Raw genomic sequence first — 14,658 nt, forward strand, 5'->3', positions numbered from 1 at the left:
TGTCGGCATTGATCTTTGGCGGACGCCGTTGCGCCCGCCATTTGAGTACACGCTGAAATGGCAAAGCGATTCGGTCTAGCCGCGTCGCAAATCCAGCGTGAACGGAAACTCGCGACTGGCCGCCACATTGATGCTGGCAGGCGGCACAATCAGGGTGCCCGGGGTGTGCCCCATCGCGACAAAGCGTGACATGCGACGACTCTCCGCCTCATACGAGTTGACCGGGAAGGAATCGGGGTTCAGCCCACCGGGATGGGCGACGTGGTACTGGCAGCCACCGAGGGAGCGCTTCATCCAGGTATCCACAATGTCGAAGGTCAGCGGCGCATGAATGCCAATACTGGGGTGCAGGGCCGAGGGTGGGTTCCACGCCTTGTAGCGCACACCCGCGACATATTCGCCGTTGGTGCCAGTGGATTGGAGGGGCAGGGCGCGGCCATTGCAAGTCACCACGTAGCGGCTTTCGTTCAGGCCCGTCACGCGCACCTCGATGCGCTCCAGGGACGAGTCCACGTAGCGTGCGGTACCGCCGGGAGCGCCTTCTTCACCCATCACATGCCAGGGTTCCAGCGCGTTGCGCAAGGTGAGTTCAATGCCCGATGACTGGATGGTGCCAACCAGTGGGAAACGAAACTCGTAATGCGGCGCAAACCAGCTGGTGTCAAACGCATGGCCCGCACTGCGCATCTCGGCAATGACGTCATCGAAATCCATCTTGATGAAGGTGGGCAACATGAAGCGGTCGTGCAGTTCGGTGCCCCAGCGCGTCGCCGGCGCCTTGTATGGCGTCTTCCAGAATCTGGCAACCAGCGCCCGCAGCAGCAGTTGCTGCACGATGCTCATGCGCGGGTGCGGCGGCATCTCAAACGCCCGCAATTCCAGCAAGCCGAGACGGCCGGTGGCGGAGTCGGGGGAGTACATCTTGTCGATGGAGAACTCACTGCGGTGCGTATTGCCAGTGGCATCGATCAGGATATTGCGCAGCGTGCGGTCCACCAGCCACGGCGGCATGCTCTGGCCATGCAGTTCGCGGTTTTTGTAAATCTGCTCGATGGCGATTTCAAGTTCATAGAGCTGGTCGTTGCGCGCTTCGTCGACCCGAGGCGCCTGGCTGGTCGGCCCCACAAACATACCACTGAACAGATAGCTCAGCGAAGGATGGTTGTGCCAGAACAGCAGCAGGCTGGCCAGCAGTTCAGGTTTGCGCAAGAACGGGCTGTCTGACGGTGTCGCACCGCCCATCACAAAGTGGTTGCCACCGCCGGTGCCGGTGTGGCGACCGTCTTTCATGAACTTCTCGGCCGACAGGCGCGACTCGAAGGCGACGTTGTACAAAAACTCGGTGTTTTTGACCAGATCGCCCCAGTTGGTGACCGGATGGATATTGACTTCAATGACCCCCGGATCAGGTGTGACTTGCAACAGCTTCAGGCGCGGGTCACGCGGTGGCGGGTAGCCCTCAAGCACCAGTGTCACGCCCAGTTCTTCGGCCGTCGCCTCAATGGCCGCCAGCAGGTCAAGGTAATCCTCCAGCTTTTCCAGCGGCGGCATGAAGATGTAGAGCACCCCCGATATTTCACCCACCGCCTCGGCTTTCGGGCCGCTGGCGCGCCGCGGGTCGCGCACTTCCACGCACAAGGCGGTGCGGGTCACCCAGGGGGCCGATTCCTGTTGCTTGGGCACGCGGGCGAAGTTGGCCGGTTCGGTTTGTGCCTGGCTTTGCGCGCTGGCCGCCAGCTTGCCATCGTCTGGGCTGGTCGCCGTCTGGCGTTTGCGGGTGGCCTCTGGCTGGTAACGGGTCGCCATGATGCCGTGCATGGGCAGGCCTGGACGCGGCGCTGACGGGTCTTGCTCCACCAGATACGGGTAGTCGGCCTCGCTCACCCAGGGCAGCGAGTCCAGTGGCAGGCGCAGGCCCATGGGTGAGTCGCCCGGCATCAGGTACATGCGTTCATCGCGCAGGAACCAGGAGCCGGTGGTCCAGACCGGACCGTCCTGGCCCGGCTCTTCCGTCACCTTGATGGGCAGCACATAGCCCACCACCGTGTCCAGCTTCTGGGTGAAGACGCGGCGTAAGCGGACGCGCTCCATCTCGTCGTCCAGTTTTGAATGCAACGGGTCGACGTTGACAGGCAGGCGGCGCTCACGCCACTGGTAGTACCAGACGTCTTCATAGGCGCTCTGCATGAACTCATCGGTGACGCCCAGTTTGGCCGCCAGGGTTTGCGTGAACCGGCGGGCGTCTTCGCTGGTGTAATGCGTGGTCACGCGTTCGTCGGCAAACAAAGCGGGGTTGCCCCATACCTTGCCACGGTCGGCGCGCCAGTAAATGTTGAGGGCCCAGCGTGGCAGCTGTTCGCCGGGGTACCACTTGCCTTGGCCGAAGTGCAAAAAGCCACCCGCACCGTATTCGGTGCGCAGTTTTTGCACCAATTCGGTGGCAAAGCCGCGTTTCGTCGGTCCCAGCGCATCGGTGTTCCATTCTGGTGCGTCGCGGTCGCTCACGGCCACAAAAGTAGGCTCGCCACCCATGGTCAGGCGTACATCGCCGGCCGCCAGCTCCTGGTCCACGGCGCTGCCAAGCGCCATCACGTCGGCCCATTGCTCTTCGGTGTAGGGCTTGGTGACACGCGGTGACTCGTAAATCCGCGTCACCGACATCTGATGCTCAAACTCGACTTCGCACTTGTCCATGCCGCCCTCAATGGGTGCGGCGCCCGACGGCTGCGGGGTGCAGGCCAGCGGAATGTGACCTTCGCCAGCCAGCAGGCCTGATGTGGCGTCCAGCCCGACCCAGCCAGCGCCGGGCAAATACACCTCGCACCAGGCGTGCAAGTCGGTAAAGTCAACTTCGGTGCCGCTGGGGCCGTCCAGCGACTTCACGTCCGGCTTCAACTGAATCAGATAGCCCGACACAAAACGGGCCGCCAGGCCGCAATGGCGCAGCAATTGCACCATCAACCAGGCCGAATCACGGCACGAGCCGGACCCCAGTTTCAGCGTTTCATCTGGTGTCTGCACGCCCGGCTCCATGCGGATCAGGTAACTGATCTCCTGGTGCACCATCTGGTTGACGTCGACCAGAAAGTCGATCGAGCGGCGCTTTGTGCGGTCGATCCGGGCCAGACAGGCCTTGAGGCGTTTGGTCAGATGGTCGGCCGCCAGATAGGGGGCAAGTTCCTGCTTCAGCAGGTTTTCATACTTGAACGGGTATTTTTCAGCACTCGGTTCCAGGAAAAAATCGAACGGGTTGTACACCGCCATCTCGACCACCAGATCGACCGTGACCTTGAATTCACGGGTTTTTTCCTCAAACACCAGCCGGCCCTGGTAGTTGGCGAACGGGTCTTGCTGCCAGTTGATGTAGTGGTCGGTCGGCTCAACCTTGAGCGAGTACGAAATGATCTTGCTGCGGCAATGCGGCGCTGGTCGCAAACGGATGACTTGGGGCCCCAGGTTAACCAGCCGGTCGTATTTGTAGTGGGTAACGTGATTCAGTGCAGCGTGAATTGACATAGTTTGTCTCGTTGATGGAGCAAGGCAAAACCTCACTGTATCTACACACTAGCAATGTTGGTGCCAGTCGATCTTGCTTCAATCGATGGCGAGTTGATGTGCAAAAAGCTACAACGCTTGGGTCAGCATGTCGCGGTACTCATCGGCCGTGGCGATGCGGGGCCCGGTCTTGTGGCAATGGTCGGCCAGGGCACCCGTGATGATCTGGTCAAACAGGTTGCTTTGCACCCCCATGGCCGCCAGTCCGCTGGGCAGGCCGAGCCGGGCATTCATGTCCTTGATGGCCTCGGCAATGTCATTGGCCGAGGCCAAGCCCATGGCCTGTGCCATGCGCTGCAGACGTTGCTCTTTTTGAATTGAATCAGCCGCCGCGTTGAACTGAATCACGGCGGGCAAGAACATGGCGTTCAAGGTGCCGTGGTGCAAACGCGGGTCGACGCCACCCAGGCTGTGGCTGAGCGAATGCACGCAGCCCAAGCCTTTTTGAAAGGCCAGGGCGCCCTGCATCGAAGCACTCATCATGTTCAGCCGTGCTTCCCGGTCACTGCCGTCAAGCGTGGCGCGTTCGATGTGGGCCCAGCCGCGCATCAGACCGTCCAGCGCAATGCCATCGGCCGGCGGGTTGAAAGCCGGGGCCATGAAGGTTTCCATGCAGTGCGCGATGGCGTCCATGCCGGTTGCGGCCGTGAGCATCGGGGGCAAGCCCAGCGTGAGTTCGGGGTCGCAGAGGGCGGCCTTGGGCACCAGATGCCAGGAGTGAAACCCCAGTTTGCGATGGTCGTCCACGATGATGATGGCGCCGCGCGCCACTTCGCTGCCGGTGCCGCTGGTGGTGGGCACGGCAATCAGGGGTGCAACACGCTCGGTGATGCGCGGCGAGCCGCCTTCAATCGTTGCGTAATGGGTCAGCGGGCCTTCGTGGGTGGCCGCAATCGCCACGCCCTTGGCGCAATCGATGGCCGAGCCGCCGCCGACCGCAATCAGGCCATCACAACCTTGGCGCTTGTACATTTCAGCGGCGACGCGCACGGCGGCCTCGGTGGGGTTGGACGGCGTCTGGTCAAACACCGCGACGGTCATGCCCGGCAACGCAGCCAGCGCTTTTTGCAAGATGCCCGCCGCTTTGACGCCCGGGTCGGTCACGATCAGCGGACGGCTGATGCCAACCCGCGCGCATTCCTGCTTGAGCAGCTTGATGGCACCAAACTCGAACTGGATTTGAGTCACGTAATAGATAAGTGCCATGGCGTGGTGCGGTGTAGGATTAAAACTGCACTTTAACAAGAACAAAGATCACCATGAGTCACCACCGTAACCCGCGTGCCCTGCTGACACCCGCCATGCACAGCGTGCTGGACCGCATCTCCCGCAGCCCCCAGGTGCCGCTGCATGCACTGACGCCCGAGCAAGCCAGAATGGTCTATGAAGTGGGCGCTGGTGTTCTGGAAATCCCCTCGCCGAAATTGCAGCGCGTTGAAAGTTTCACCATTCCCGCCCGCGATGGTCATGCCTTGGCGGTGCGGCTTTATGCCCCGTCCAGCGAGCCGTTGCCAGTCTTGGTGTACTTTCATGGCGGTGGTTTCACCATTGGCAGCATTGCGACACACGATGTGCTGTGCCGCACTTTGAGCCACCTGGCGCATTGCGCGGTGCTGTCGGTGGGTTACCGCCTGGCCCCCCAACATAAATTTCCGGTGGCGCATGACGATGCCTGGGACGCCGTGCAGTGGGTGGCAGCCCAAGGTGCCAGCATGGGCTTGGACACCACGCGAATTGCCGTGGGCGGTGACAGCGCCGGTGGCACGCTGGCGGCCGCCTGCGCCCTGCAAGCCCGCGCCGCTGCTTTACCTTTGGCCCTGCAATTGCTGTTTTATCCCGGCTGCGCGGCGCACCAGGACACGCCTTCGCACAAAACGTTTGCCCATGGTTTTTTACTGGAAGAGCCGGGCATTAGCTATTTTTTCAACCATTACATCCGAACCGTTGCCGACCGCGACGATTGGCGTTTTGCCCCCTTGAATGCAGCTGATGTGGAGGGTGTGGCCCCCGCGTGGTTCGGGCTGGCCGAATGTGACCCGTTGGTGGATGAAGGCGTGTTGTACGCCGACAAACTGCGTGCCGCCGGTGTGCCGGTGGATCTGGAAATTTACCGGGGCGTGGTGCATGAGTTCATCAAAATGGGGCGCGCCATTCCCGAGGCGCATCGCGCTCATGCCGATGCCGCACGCGCGCTCAAAAAGGCTTTTCAATTGATTGCAACTCACCATGACTGACACCACCCGCCAGGATTTTCGTTTTTTCCACCGTCTGCGCGTGCGCTGGGCCGAGGTGGAAATGCAAAAAATCGTCTTTAACGCGCATTACCTGATGTACTTTGACACCGCCATGTCCGACTATTGGCGCGCCCTGGCCTTGCCATATGACAGCACCATGCAGGCCTTGCAAGGCGATCTGTATGTGAAGAAAGCATCGGTTGAATTCCACGCCTCAGCGCGGGTCGATGACCAATTGGAGGTGGCGCTGAAATGCAGTCGCATCGGCACCACGTCAATCACGTTTGCTGGCGCCATTTTTCGCGGCGAGCAGCATCTGGTCAGCTGCGAACTGATCTATGTGTTTGCCGACCCTACCTCGCAAACGCCGAAGCCGCTTCCCATCGCTTTGCGCGAGGTGCTGTTGGGCTACGAGGCCTGGGAGCCCATGGTTCGGGTTGAGTTGGGAACGTGGCAAGCACTTGGACCGTTGGCCAGCAAGGTTCGCACCGAGGTTTTTCTGGACGAGCAGCGCATTCCGGTCGAGATGGAGTGGGACGAGGCCGACGCAACTGCCGTGCATGCGCTGGCCCGCAACCGGCTGGGCCTGCCGGTGGGTACCGGCCGCTTGCTGCAGCATGTCCCCGGTGTGAGCCGAATCGGCCGCATGGCGGTCAACCGCGTGTTGCGCGGCTCCAACCTGGGGCGGGACGTGCTGCGGGCCTTGATGCTGGCCGCCACCCAGCGGGGTGACCGTGAAGTGCTGTTACATGCCCAACGGACGGCTGAAGGTTTTTACGTCCGGCTGGGTTTTTTGCCACGGGGCGAACCGTTTGAAGAAGCCGGCATCGTGCACATCGAGATGTTTCACACGCTGCCGCCGCTTATCGGGCCTTAAATATCGGCCAGCAAGGGGTACGGCGGCGGCGTCAAGCTCAGTGCCGGACCGCTGGCGCTGCCCAGATGCAGTCCACCGGCCTCGAATGCCGAAACCTGTGCCGACACAATGGCGTCAAAGCCGCCCGACGGCGCTGCCGCCGCCTGCGCGATGATGCCGCAGGGTTGGCTGTCATCCTCGGCTTGAAAAATTTCATCACCTGCGTTCATCGGCGCCTCTGAATGCGCCAGATAGGCGCGCCGCTTCAGGGTGCCGCGAAACTGGCTGCGCGCCACCACCTCTTGACCGGGGTAGCAACCTTTTTTGAAGTTCACGCCGCCGACCGACTCGTAATTGAGCATTTGCGGCACAAAGGCTTCCACGATCGGTGTCGTAATCATGGCAATACCACTGCGCACTTCGCCCCAGCACCAAGCTGGCAGGCTCAGAGCCGCACCGGCGGGCGCCGCTTCGCTCACAGGGGCGAGCCACAGCGCCCGGTTCACACCATCCGCCGGGTACAAATGGACCACACTTATAGGACCAATATCGACCTTAGACCAGGCAGAACCTGCGCCACCAGCTATTGATTCAATAGCATCACCGGCCAGGCCAAACAGCGCGTAGTCGTCGCTGGCATCGGTCAGTTTCGCTTTGGCGCGCATCACGAACATGGACAAACGCTTGAGGGTCGCGCCCAGGATGTCGCGGCTGCACACCAGCAAAATTTCGGTGTGGCTGCGTTTGAAACCATAAAAACTGGCCTGCATCCGGCCTTTGGACGAGCAAAAGGCCGCCAGTCGGGCCTCGGACAAGCCCAGGAGTGAGAAATCCTGGGTCAGTTGACCATGAAGAAATTTGGCGGCATCCTCACCTTCCACCCGGATAACACCCAGATGCGTCAGTGGCGTAATGCCTTTAAGTTCGATTTTCATAAGGTGAATTATCATCCCCCATCGATTTCATGGAAGGCTGTAGGGCTGTGCGTCTTTTTAAACTAATTATTGTGCTGGCCGCCCTTGTTGCAGGCAGTACGGTCTGGTGGCTGAACCAAAGTCTGCCCATGGCTGCGGCAACGGTTGACCTGTCGGTCGACCCCGGTACCTCGGTCCGGGGTGTGGCGCTGGCGGTGAGAGATGCCGGGGTGGAGGTCGATCCCGCCCTGCTGTATTGGTGGTTTCGCCTGTCGGGGGAAGCGCGCCTGATCAAGGCCGGCAGTTATGAGTTGGAACGCGGTACCACGCCTTTTAGCCTGTTGCGAAAACTGGTGCGCGGCGAAGAGGCGCAGCGTGCTGTCACCTTGGTGGAAGGCTGGAACTTTAATCAGGTTCGCGCTGCACTATCAAAAGCAGAGCAGCTAAGGCCGGATACACGGGGGCTAACGGTTGATTCGATCATGACCGCACTGGGCCGGCCAGGCGTCCATCCAGAAGGGCGTTTTTACCCTGACACTTATACCTATGCCAAAGGCAGCAGCGATTTGGCGTTGCTCAAACGCGCATTGCATGCCATGGACAAACGGCTGGAAACCGCCTGGAGCCAGCGTCGGCCAGACACACCGCTGAAAACGCCGGAGCAGGCATTGATTCTGGCCAGCATTGTTGAAAAAGAAACCGGGCGTGTCAGTGACCGCGCCATGATTGCCGGTGTCTTCACCAACCGATTGCGCATCGGCATGATGCTGCAAACGGATCCCACGGTTATTTACGGTTTGGGTGAAACCTTTGACGGCAACCTGCGACGCAGCCACCTGCAAACGGACACACCCTGGAACACCTACACCCGCAATGGTCTGCCGCCGACCCCGATTGCGATGCCGGGCAAGGCTGCTTTGCTGGCGGCCGTGCAACCGGCGCCCACGCCGGCGCTCTATTTTGTGTCGCGCGGCGACGGCACCAGCCAGTTCAGTGCGAGCCTCGAAGAGCACAATCGGGCGGTCAATAAATACCAGCGTGGGCAATAACGGCATATGGCAACAGGCAGTCTTTTGGGTGGTCTTTTTATCAGTTTTGAAGGCATTGATGGCGCGGGAAAATCCACGCACATTGAGGGTCTGGCGCAGGCATTCAGGGCGCAGGGCAGGGCGGTGACGCTGACGCGCGAACCAGGCGGTACACCGCTGGCCGAAAAACTGCGCTCCATGGTGTTGAATGACGCGATGGATGCCATGACCGAGGCTTTATTGGTGTTTGCGGCTCGGCGTGATCATTTGCTGCAGTGCATTGAGCCCGCCTTGGCCCGGGGCGATGTCGTGTTGTGCGACCGCTTTACCGATGCCACCTTTGCCTACCAGGGGGGTGGCCGTGGGTTCGACCTGAAGATGCTATCTATTTTGGAGCAATGGGTGCAGACTGTACGGGGGCTAGAGGCTGATTTCATTCGACAACCAAATTTGACCGTCTGGTTTGATCTGCCTGCCGAAATCGCGGCGCAACGGCTGACCGGCGCACGCACCCCAGATAAATTCGAAGCGCAACCCGTGGAGTTTTTCCGGCGCGTGTCGGACGGTTACTTGAATCGCATGACCGAATCGCCCAGCCGTTTCGCCCGGATTAACGCCGACAACACGCGCGAGGCTGTCTGGCTGGACGTCTTGCAAGCCGTCGAAGCCAGAGGGTGGCTGACATGAGCACCTCCGTTGTGGCGCCCTGGATCGCCGTTCAAGCCCAGCAGCTGTTGGCGCAACGAGGCCATGCGTGGTTGTTGACCGGTCCGTCAGGTCTGGGGCAGTACAGCCTCGCGCTGGCCTTGGTACGCGCCTGGCTTTGCGAACACCCGTCGGCGCAGGGAGCCTGTGGCACTTGCGGCAGTTGCCACGCCATCGATGTGCGCACCCATGCGGATTTGTGTGTGTTGATGCCGGAGACTTTCATGCTGGAACTGGGCTGGCCTTTGAGCGAAAAGGCCCAGTCCGACATTGACGATAAAAAACGCAAACCCAGCAAAGAGATTCGGGTCGACGCCATGCGCGACGCCGTGGAGTTTTCGCAACGCACCAGTGCTCGCGGGCGCGGCAAGGCGGTGCTGGTGTTTCCTGCGGAACGCATGAACAACGTGACCGCCAATGCACTGCTCAAGACGCTGGAAGAACCGCCGGGCGATGTGAAGTTTGTCTTGGCCAGTGATGCCGGGCACCAGTTGCTGCCCACGATTCGCAGCCGTTGTCTGGGCCACAGCATGGTCTGGCCGGACGTTACCAGCTCGCTGGCCTGGATTGAAGGGCAGGGCGTCCCGCCGGCGCAAGCGCGTGTGATGCTGCGCGCCGCCGGTGGTCGCCCCGAGGACGCCTTGCTGTTTTCTCAATCCGGTCGTGATGCGCAAGCCTGGGTCAAACTGCCGAAAGCGATGGCGCGCGGTGACGTGAGCGTATTGAAAGACTGGTCACCCGCGCAAGCCGTCGATGCCTTGCACAAGCTCTGTCACGACGCGCTGGCTGTCAAAACCGGCGCCGAACCCCGGTTTTTTGAATCCGCTGACTTGCCCGCTGGTGGCACGTTGGCCACCTTGACGGCCTGGAACCGGGCGCTCGCAGCGACCTCGCGCACCGTGGAGCATCCGTTTAATGCCGGCTTGATGCTGGAAGCGCTTGTGAGCCAGGCCCAAATCGCCCTAAACTCAAAGCAATAGATTGATGCCCATGAGTAACCCAACGCCATCCACCCCACGCCCGAGCGTCATTCAATTGGCGATCAAGGAAAAGGCGGCGCTCTACGCTGCTTATATTCCTCTGTTTTCTGAAGGCGGTATCTTTATTCCCATCGCGCGCGAATACAAGCTGGGGGATGACGTGTATGTGTTGCTGTCTCTGCCGGAAGACCCGCAGCGCTATCCCGTGGCAGGCAAAGTGGCGTGGGTAACGCCTGCCAAGGCTTCCAACAGTCGTACCCAGGGCATTGGCATTTCGTTTCCCAAAGATGAGAAGTCGCGGGTGCTTAAGCTCAAGATTGAAGAAATTTTGGGTGGCCACCTGGCCTCTGATCGGCCGACGCAAACCATCTGACCTCACTTCAGTCACTGCCCGCAGGGTGGCTTCAACTGACTCCCCATGTATACCGATTCACACTGTCATTTGACCTCCTCTGAGTTTGCCACTGAGCTGCCGGCCATCCGGCAGGCGATGGCCCAAGCGCAGGTGGACCGCGCCTTGTGCATCTGCACCACACTCGAAGACTTTCCTGCCGTTCAGGGCTTGGCCGCTCAGTACGACAATTTTTGGGCCACGGTTGGTGTCCATCCTGACAACGAAGACGTCATTGAGCCCAGTCTGCAAGACCTGTTGACGTTGGGCCAACTGCCGCGCGTGGTCGGAATTGGTGAAACCGGGCTCGACTACTACCGCCTGGGCGACCGCACGGTGGCCGATATGGAATGGCAGCGCGAGCGTTTTCGCACCCACATTCGCGCTGCGCGGCAGCTTGATTCACCGCTGGTGATTCACACCCGGCAGGCCTCGGACGATACATTGGCGATTCTGCGCGAGGAGGGTGAAGACGGCGCGGCGGGCAGTGCAGGTGGCGTGTTTCATTGTTTTACCGAGACTGCCCAAGTGGCTCGTGCCGCGTTGGACCTCGGGTTTTACATTTCTTTTTCTGGCATTTTGACGTTCAAGAATGCCCAGGACTTGCGCGATGTCGCGGCCTTTGTTCCTTTCGATCGTCTGCTGATTGAAACGGACAGTCCCTACCTGGCGCCGGTTCCGTACCGCGGTAAAACCAACAATCCCTCGTTGGTGCCTTTGGTGGCCGTCCAGTTGGCGGAAATCAAAAAATGTCCTGTGGAGCAAATTGCCGAAATCACCAGTTGTAACTTTGAGGCCCTCTTTAAAAGGGTCCTTCTGTGAACGTCGGCATCTTTCAAAAGATCAAGTATTGCTTTAGGAGTTTTCTTTATCTTATTGTTTTATATAGCTATTCTTTTTCTCATGCAGGCTCATATGACGATTATTTCATCGCCATCAAACGTGATGAAGCAGCGGCGGTCAGCGCATTGCTGAAGCGGGGTTTTGATGCAAATACGCTCAATCCGGCGGGAGAACATGGCCTGCTGTTGGCGATTCGGGAGCCCTCGCTTAAAGTCGCCGCCGTCTTGATTGACTGGCCCCAAACCAATGTTGAAGTTCGCAGCAAGCAGGATGAAAGCCCGCTCATGTTGGCTTCGCTGCAGGGTCTGACAGAGATTTGCCAGCTACTGATCGCCAAAGGCGCTGATGTCAACAAACCGGGCTGGGCGCCGTTGCATTACGCGGCCACGCATGGACATTTGGCGGTGATGACTTTGTTGCTCGATAACGATGCCTACATTGACGCCGCGTCACCCAACGGCACCACACCGTTGATGATGGCGGCGCACTACGGCACCCCGGCGGCGGTAACGCTGCTGCTGGAGGCCGGTGCTGATCCAATGCTCAAGAACGATCAGGGCTTGTCCGCTATTGATTTTGCCCATCGCGCCAATCGTCCTGATGTCGCCGAGGTCATTGCCGCCTTTATTCGAGGCCTCCAGCCTAAAGGGATCTGGTGATGTCAGTCTGAATCGTACTTCATACGATGTATATTATGTTAATAAACAAATAGAACCAGCAGAGGCAACACATAAGGCGTCCGCATCCAGCGAAGTAAAAATGTCCCACTTTTGGAAGTAAAAGTGACACACCGGAAATTATTACGAATTTCTTAGGTGTCACAACTGCTATGAGCATAGTTGCGCAGCAATTGATAGCCTGGACCAAGTTGGCTAAATTTGCCCATCCCTCGAAAAGGTAAAACGAGCCAAAACGGGTTGAACATGCTAACTTTCGCACATACATTGACGCGCTGAACAGTTTGCTATTGTGGTTTTCTTTGGATGGAGGCTTGGGGTTTCACTCTTTTTCTGGGCTTCACCATTACGGGTGTTTTTGGGGTCGTCGCCTCGCTCAGGAGTTGACTCAATTGGGCAATGGCGGCGCCATTGGCTGTGCGTTGTTCATCTAGCAAATCTCGCAATTCACTGGCGCGCTCATTGGCCAACAGCAGGGCCTGGCGCTCTGATCGCAGTTCTGATTCCAAATTAATCAGCTTCTGAGCCAGCGTTTGCTTCTCCGCTTGAAATTGATTGTCAACTGTTTCGGCACGTTGTTCCGACTGTTGCATACTCAACTTGAGGCGCTTGGTTTCTTGCCGTTCCCGATCCAGCTCCGCCATCAGGCGGCGTTCGGTGATGGTGGCGTGCTCTTCCAGCTGACGTCGCTCATCCGCATGGCGCTTGATTTGTTCCTCGCTGCGACGGTGGTCAGCCGCGCGTTGTTTATCGAGATCCGATAACTTGAACTGAAGTGCTGCAGTTTCAGCATCGCGCCGAATTGTCAGCGCCTGCGACTGCTCCAGACGCGTGGCCAGATCAGCTATTTGGTTACGCGCAACCTGCAGAACTTCATCCTGGGCCCTTTGCCGATCCTGCAGACCTTGCTCGCGGTTGGTCAAGTCGGCTGCCCGCTGCTCGATCGCTGTACGCTCAGCCGCTAAGGTTTGCTGTGCCTGCAACAGACCTTGTTCGGCCACGTCCTGTGCTGACAACAAGGCTGTCTCCCATAATTTGGTCACCGCATGACGCACTGGGGCCGGTAGCTCCCCGGCGGTGGGCTTCTTATCGTCGGTGACACCAAGGCGCGACCCCAGGGTGGCGAACCAGGCATCGAGCATGGGACTGACCGTATTGGGTGAGCCGCGTCCGATTTTCAGGCGCACGCGCTCAATCGTCGGGCGCAGCCCCTCGGCGACCAACTGGTCCGCTGCGGCCCAAACTTCTCCCTGCTGCACACCTCTCGTACTTTTCGATTGCATCGCCCTGCTCCATCGTTATTTTTACCGACGATAATAAAAGATTATCGTGACTTATTACTATTTCATGTAATACATCATACATGATATGTATGATTTAATGATTAATAGCCTCAGGACCCATCATGCGTTTACCCGTGCTTCAGAACATCCCGGCGTTGCAACCGACCGAGCTCAGCGATGTGACGCAGCGCGCCGTCGAAGATCTGCTGCGCGAAGGCGAGTCTCAAAACACCTTGGCCAGCTACCGCAGCGCCTTGCGTTATTGGGCCGCTTGGTACGGCCTGCGTTATGGTGCGATGGTCCAGTTGCCGGTGGCAACCCCGTGCGTGCTCCAGTTCATCGTCGACCATGCCGAGCGCACCACGCTCAAAGGGCTGGTTTCGGAGTTGCCAGCCGAGATCGACCAGGTGCTGGTTCAGGGCGGTTACAAGGGCAAACTCGGCGCCATGGCCCACAACACTTTGGTGCACCGGATCGCCGTGTTGTCAAAAGCACATCAGCTCAAACAGCTGAAAAATCCGTGTCATGACCCCAAGGTGCGCGAGCTGCTGTCGCGCACCCGCAAGGCCTACGCCAAGCGCGGCGCCCTGCCCCAGAAAAAGGATGCGCTGACGAAAGATCCGCTGCAAGCGATTCTGGCCACCTGCGACGACTCCTTACGCGGCAAGCGTGACCGTGCTCTGCTTTTCTTTGCCTGGGCCAGCGGCGGGCGCCGCCGTTCTGAAGTGGCGGGCGCGGAGATCCAGTTTCTGAAGCGAGTCGGACCGACAGACTTTATCTACACCCTCGCCTACTCCAAGACCAATCAGTCCGGGGTGGACCAGCCGGAAAATGGTAAACCGGTGCTTGGGGCCGCGGGTTTGGCACTGCATGATTGGCTGCAGGTCAGCCAAATCATCGAGGGGGCGATTTTCAGGAGAATTCGCAAGGGCGGGCATATCGGCGAGTCGCTCTCCCCGGCCGCCGTACGCACGATCGTCAAGGAACGCTGTGCATTAGCGGGGATTGAAGGTGATTTCTCGGCCCACTCCCTGCGATCGGGATTTGTAACCGAGGCCGGGCGGCAGAACGTGCCCTTGGCCGAAACCATGGGAATGACCGGGCATCACAGCGTGTCAACGGTGCTGGGCTATTTCCGATCTGAGAGCACTTTAACAAGTCGCGCCGCACGGCTTTATGAATAAGGATGGTT

At 59.4% G+C, this 14,658-nt stretch carries 13 protein-coding genes; 9 read left to right on the forward strand and 4 right to left on the reverse strand.

The features are described 5' to 3' along the window. Window positions 1-75: 75 nt before the first annotated feature. The gene (locus tag HHJ17_RS04590) at window positions 76-3,516 is read right to left on the reverse strand and encodes a DUF2126 domain-containing protein (RefSeq protein WP_296499857.1); all 3,441 of its coding nucleotides are present in this window, start codon (window positions 3,514-3,516) and stop codon (window positions 76-78) included. 108 nt (window positions 3,517-3,624) lie between these two features. Further along, window positions 3,625-4,761 (reverse strand): iron-containing alcohol dehydrogenase, encoded by a 1,137-nt coding sequence (locus tag HHJ17_RS04595; RefSeq protein WP_296499856.1) that lies wholly within the window; start codon window positions 4,759-4,761, stop codon window positions 3,625-3,627. A gap of 53 nt (window positions 4,762-4,814) precedes the next feature. Between HHJ17_RS04595 and HHJ17_RS04600 the strand changes: the two genes are divergently transcribed. Further along, the gene (locus HHJ17_RS04600) at window positions 4,815-5,789 is read left to right on the forward strand and encodes an alpha/beta hydrolase (RefSeq protein ID WP_296499854.1); all 975 of its coding nucleotides are present in this window, start codon (window positions 4,815-4,817) and stop codon (window positions 5,787-5,789) included. After that, window positions 5,782-6,666: a YbgC/FadM family acyl-CoA thioesterase gene (locus tag HHJ17_RS04605; RefSeq protein WP_296499852.1), complete on the forward strand. Its 885-nt coding sequence runs from the start codon at window positions 5,782-5,784 to the stop codon at window positions 6,664-6,666. The genes HHJ17_RS04600 and HHJ17_RS04605 overlap by 8 nt, the downstream gene beginning before the upstream one ends. On the opposite strand, the gene HHJ17_RS04610 is transcribed toward HHJ17_RS04605, so the two are convergent. Continuing rightward, complete coding sequence (locus HHJ17_RS04610) at window positions 6,663-7,580, reverse strand: folate-binding protein (RefSeq protein WP_296499850.1); 918 nt, start codon at window positions 7,578-7,580, stop codon at window positions 6,663-6,665. The two genes, HHJ17_RS04605 and HHJ17_RS04610, sit on opposite strands and share 4 nt — an antisense overlap. 29 nt (window positions 7,581-7,609) lie before the next feature. Between HHJ17_RS04610 and mltG the strand changes: the two genes are divergently transcribed. The 6 genes from mltG to HHJ17_RS04640 are packed head-to-tail and all read left to right on the forward strand — an operon-like array spanning window position 7,610 to window position 12,165. Then, window positions 7,610-8,608: an endolytic transglycosylase MltG gene (gene mltG / locus HHJ17_RS04615; protein WP_296499848.1), complete on the forward strand. Its 999-nt coding sequence runs from the start codon at window positions 7,610-7,612 to the stop codon at window positions 8,606-8,608. Window positions 8,609-8,614: 6 nt separating this feature from the next. Then, window positions 8,615-9,274, forward strand: a complete 660-nt coding sequence (tmk, locus tag HHJ17_RS04620) for a dTMP kinase (RefSeq protein ID WP_296499846.1) — start codon at window positions 8,615-8,617, stop codon at window positions 9,272-9,274. Then, entirely contained in the window at window positions 9,271-10,272 is a 1,002-nt protein-coding gene (locus HHJ17_RS04625) for a DNA polymerase III subunit delta' (RefSeq protein ID WP_296499844.1), read from the forward strand. The genes tmk and HHJ17_RS04625 overlap by 4 nt, the downstream gene beginning before the upstream one ends. Window positions 10,273-10,282: 10 nt before the next feature. Continuing rightward, the gene (locus HHJ17_RS04630) at window positions 10,283-10,645 is read left to right on the forward strand and encodes a PilZ domain-containing protein (protein ID WP_296499843.1); all 363 of its coding nucleotides are present in this window, start codon (window positions 10,283-10,285) and stop codon (window positions 10,643-10,645) included. A gap of 45 nt (window positions 10,646-10,690) precedes the next feature. Further along, window positions 10,691-11,485 (forward strand): TatD family hydrolase, encoded by a 795-nt coding sequence (locus tag HHJ17_RS04635; RefSeq protein ID WP_296499842.1) that lies wholly within the window; start codon window positions 10,691-10,693, stop codon window positions 11,483-11,485. Beyond that, window positions 11,482-12,165 carry an ankyrin repeat domain-containing protein gene (locus HHJ17_RS04640; protein ID WP_296499841.1) on the forward strand — a complete coding sequence of 228 codons (684 nt, stop codon included), beginning with the start codon at window positions 11,482-11,484 and terminating at the stop codon, window positions 12,163-12,165. Before HHJ17_RS04635 ends, HHJ17_RS04640 begins: the two co-directional genes overlap by 4 nt. A 305-nt stretch (window positions 12,166-12,470) precedes the next feature. Here the strand turns inward: HHJ17_RS04640 and HHJ17_RS04645 are convergent, their stop codons facing one another. Further along, the gene (locus HHJ17_RS04645; RefSeq protein WP_296499839.1) at window positions 12,471-13,466 is read right to left on the reverse strand and encodes a DNA-binding protein; all 996 of its coding nucleotides are present in this window, start codon (window positions 13,464-13,466) and stop codon (window positions 12,471-12,473) included. Window positions 13,467-13,588: 122 nt separating this feature from the next. Between HHJ17_RS04645 and HHJ17_RS04650 the strand changes: the two genes are divergently transcribed. Continuing rightward, window positions 13,589-14,650 carry a tyrosine-type recombinase/integrase gene (locus tag HHJ17_RS04650; RefSeq protein WP_296499837.1) on the forward strand — a complete coding sequence of 354 codons (1,062 nt, stop codon included), beginning with the start codon at window positions 13,589-13,591 and terminating at the stop codon, window positions 14,648-14,650. Window positions 14,651-14,658: the final 8 nt, after the last annotated feature.

The sequence above is a fragment of the Rhodoferax sp. genome (assembly GCF_012927445.1).
Taxonomy (GTDB): Bacteria; Pseudomonadota; Gammaproteobacteria; order Burkholderiales; family Burkholderiaceae_C; genus Rhodoferax.

Coding starts and splice junctions, on each gene's coding strand:
- HHJ17_RS04625 (WP_296499844.1), top strand. CDS start 9,271: ATGAGCACCTCCGTTGTGGCGCCCTGGATCGCCGTTCAAGCCCAGCAG.
- tmk (WP_296499846.1), top strand. CDS start 8,615: ATGGCAACAGGCAGTCTTTTGGGTGGTCTTTTTATCAGTTTTGAAGGC.
- HHJ17_RS04645 (WP_296499839.1), bottom strand. CDS start 13,466: ATGCAATCGAAAAGTACGAGAGGTGTGCAGCAGGGAGAAGTTTGGGCC.
- HHJ17_RS04630 (WP_296499843.1), top strand. CDS start 10,283: ATGAGTAACCCAACGCCATCCACCCCACGCCCGAGCGTCATTCAATTG.
- HHJ17_RS04610 (WP_296499850.1), bottom strand. CDS start 7,580: ATGAAAATCGAACTTAAAGGCATTACGCCACTGACGCATCTGGGTGTT.
- HHJ17_RS04600 (WP_296499854.1), top strand. CDS start 4,815: ATGAGTCACCACCGTAACCCGCGTGCCCTGCTGACACCCGCCATGCAC.
- HHJ17_RS04590 (WP_296499857.1), bottom strand. CDS start 3,516: ATGTCAATTCACGCTGCACTGAATCACGTTACCCACTACAAATACGAC.
- HHJ17_RS04635 (WP_296499842.1), top strand. CDS start 10,691: ATGTATACCGATTCACACTGTCATTTGACCTCCTCTGAGTTTGCCACT.
- HHJ17_RS04605 (WP_296499852.1), top strand. CDS start 5,782: ATGACTGACACCACCCGCCAGGATTTTCGTTTTTTCCACCGTCTGCGC.
- HHJ17_RS04595 (WP_296499856.1), bottom strand. CDS start 4,761: ATGGCACTTATCTATTACGTGACTCAAATCCAGTTCGAGTTTGGTGCC.
- mltG (WP_296499848.1), top strand. CDS start 7,610: ATGGAAGGCTGTAGGGCTGTGCGTCTTTTTAAACTAATTATTGTGCTG.
- HHJ17_RS04650 (WP_296499837.1), top strand. CDS start 13,589: ATGCGTTTACCCGTGCTTCAGAACATCCCGGCGTTGCAACCGACCGAG.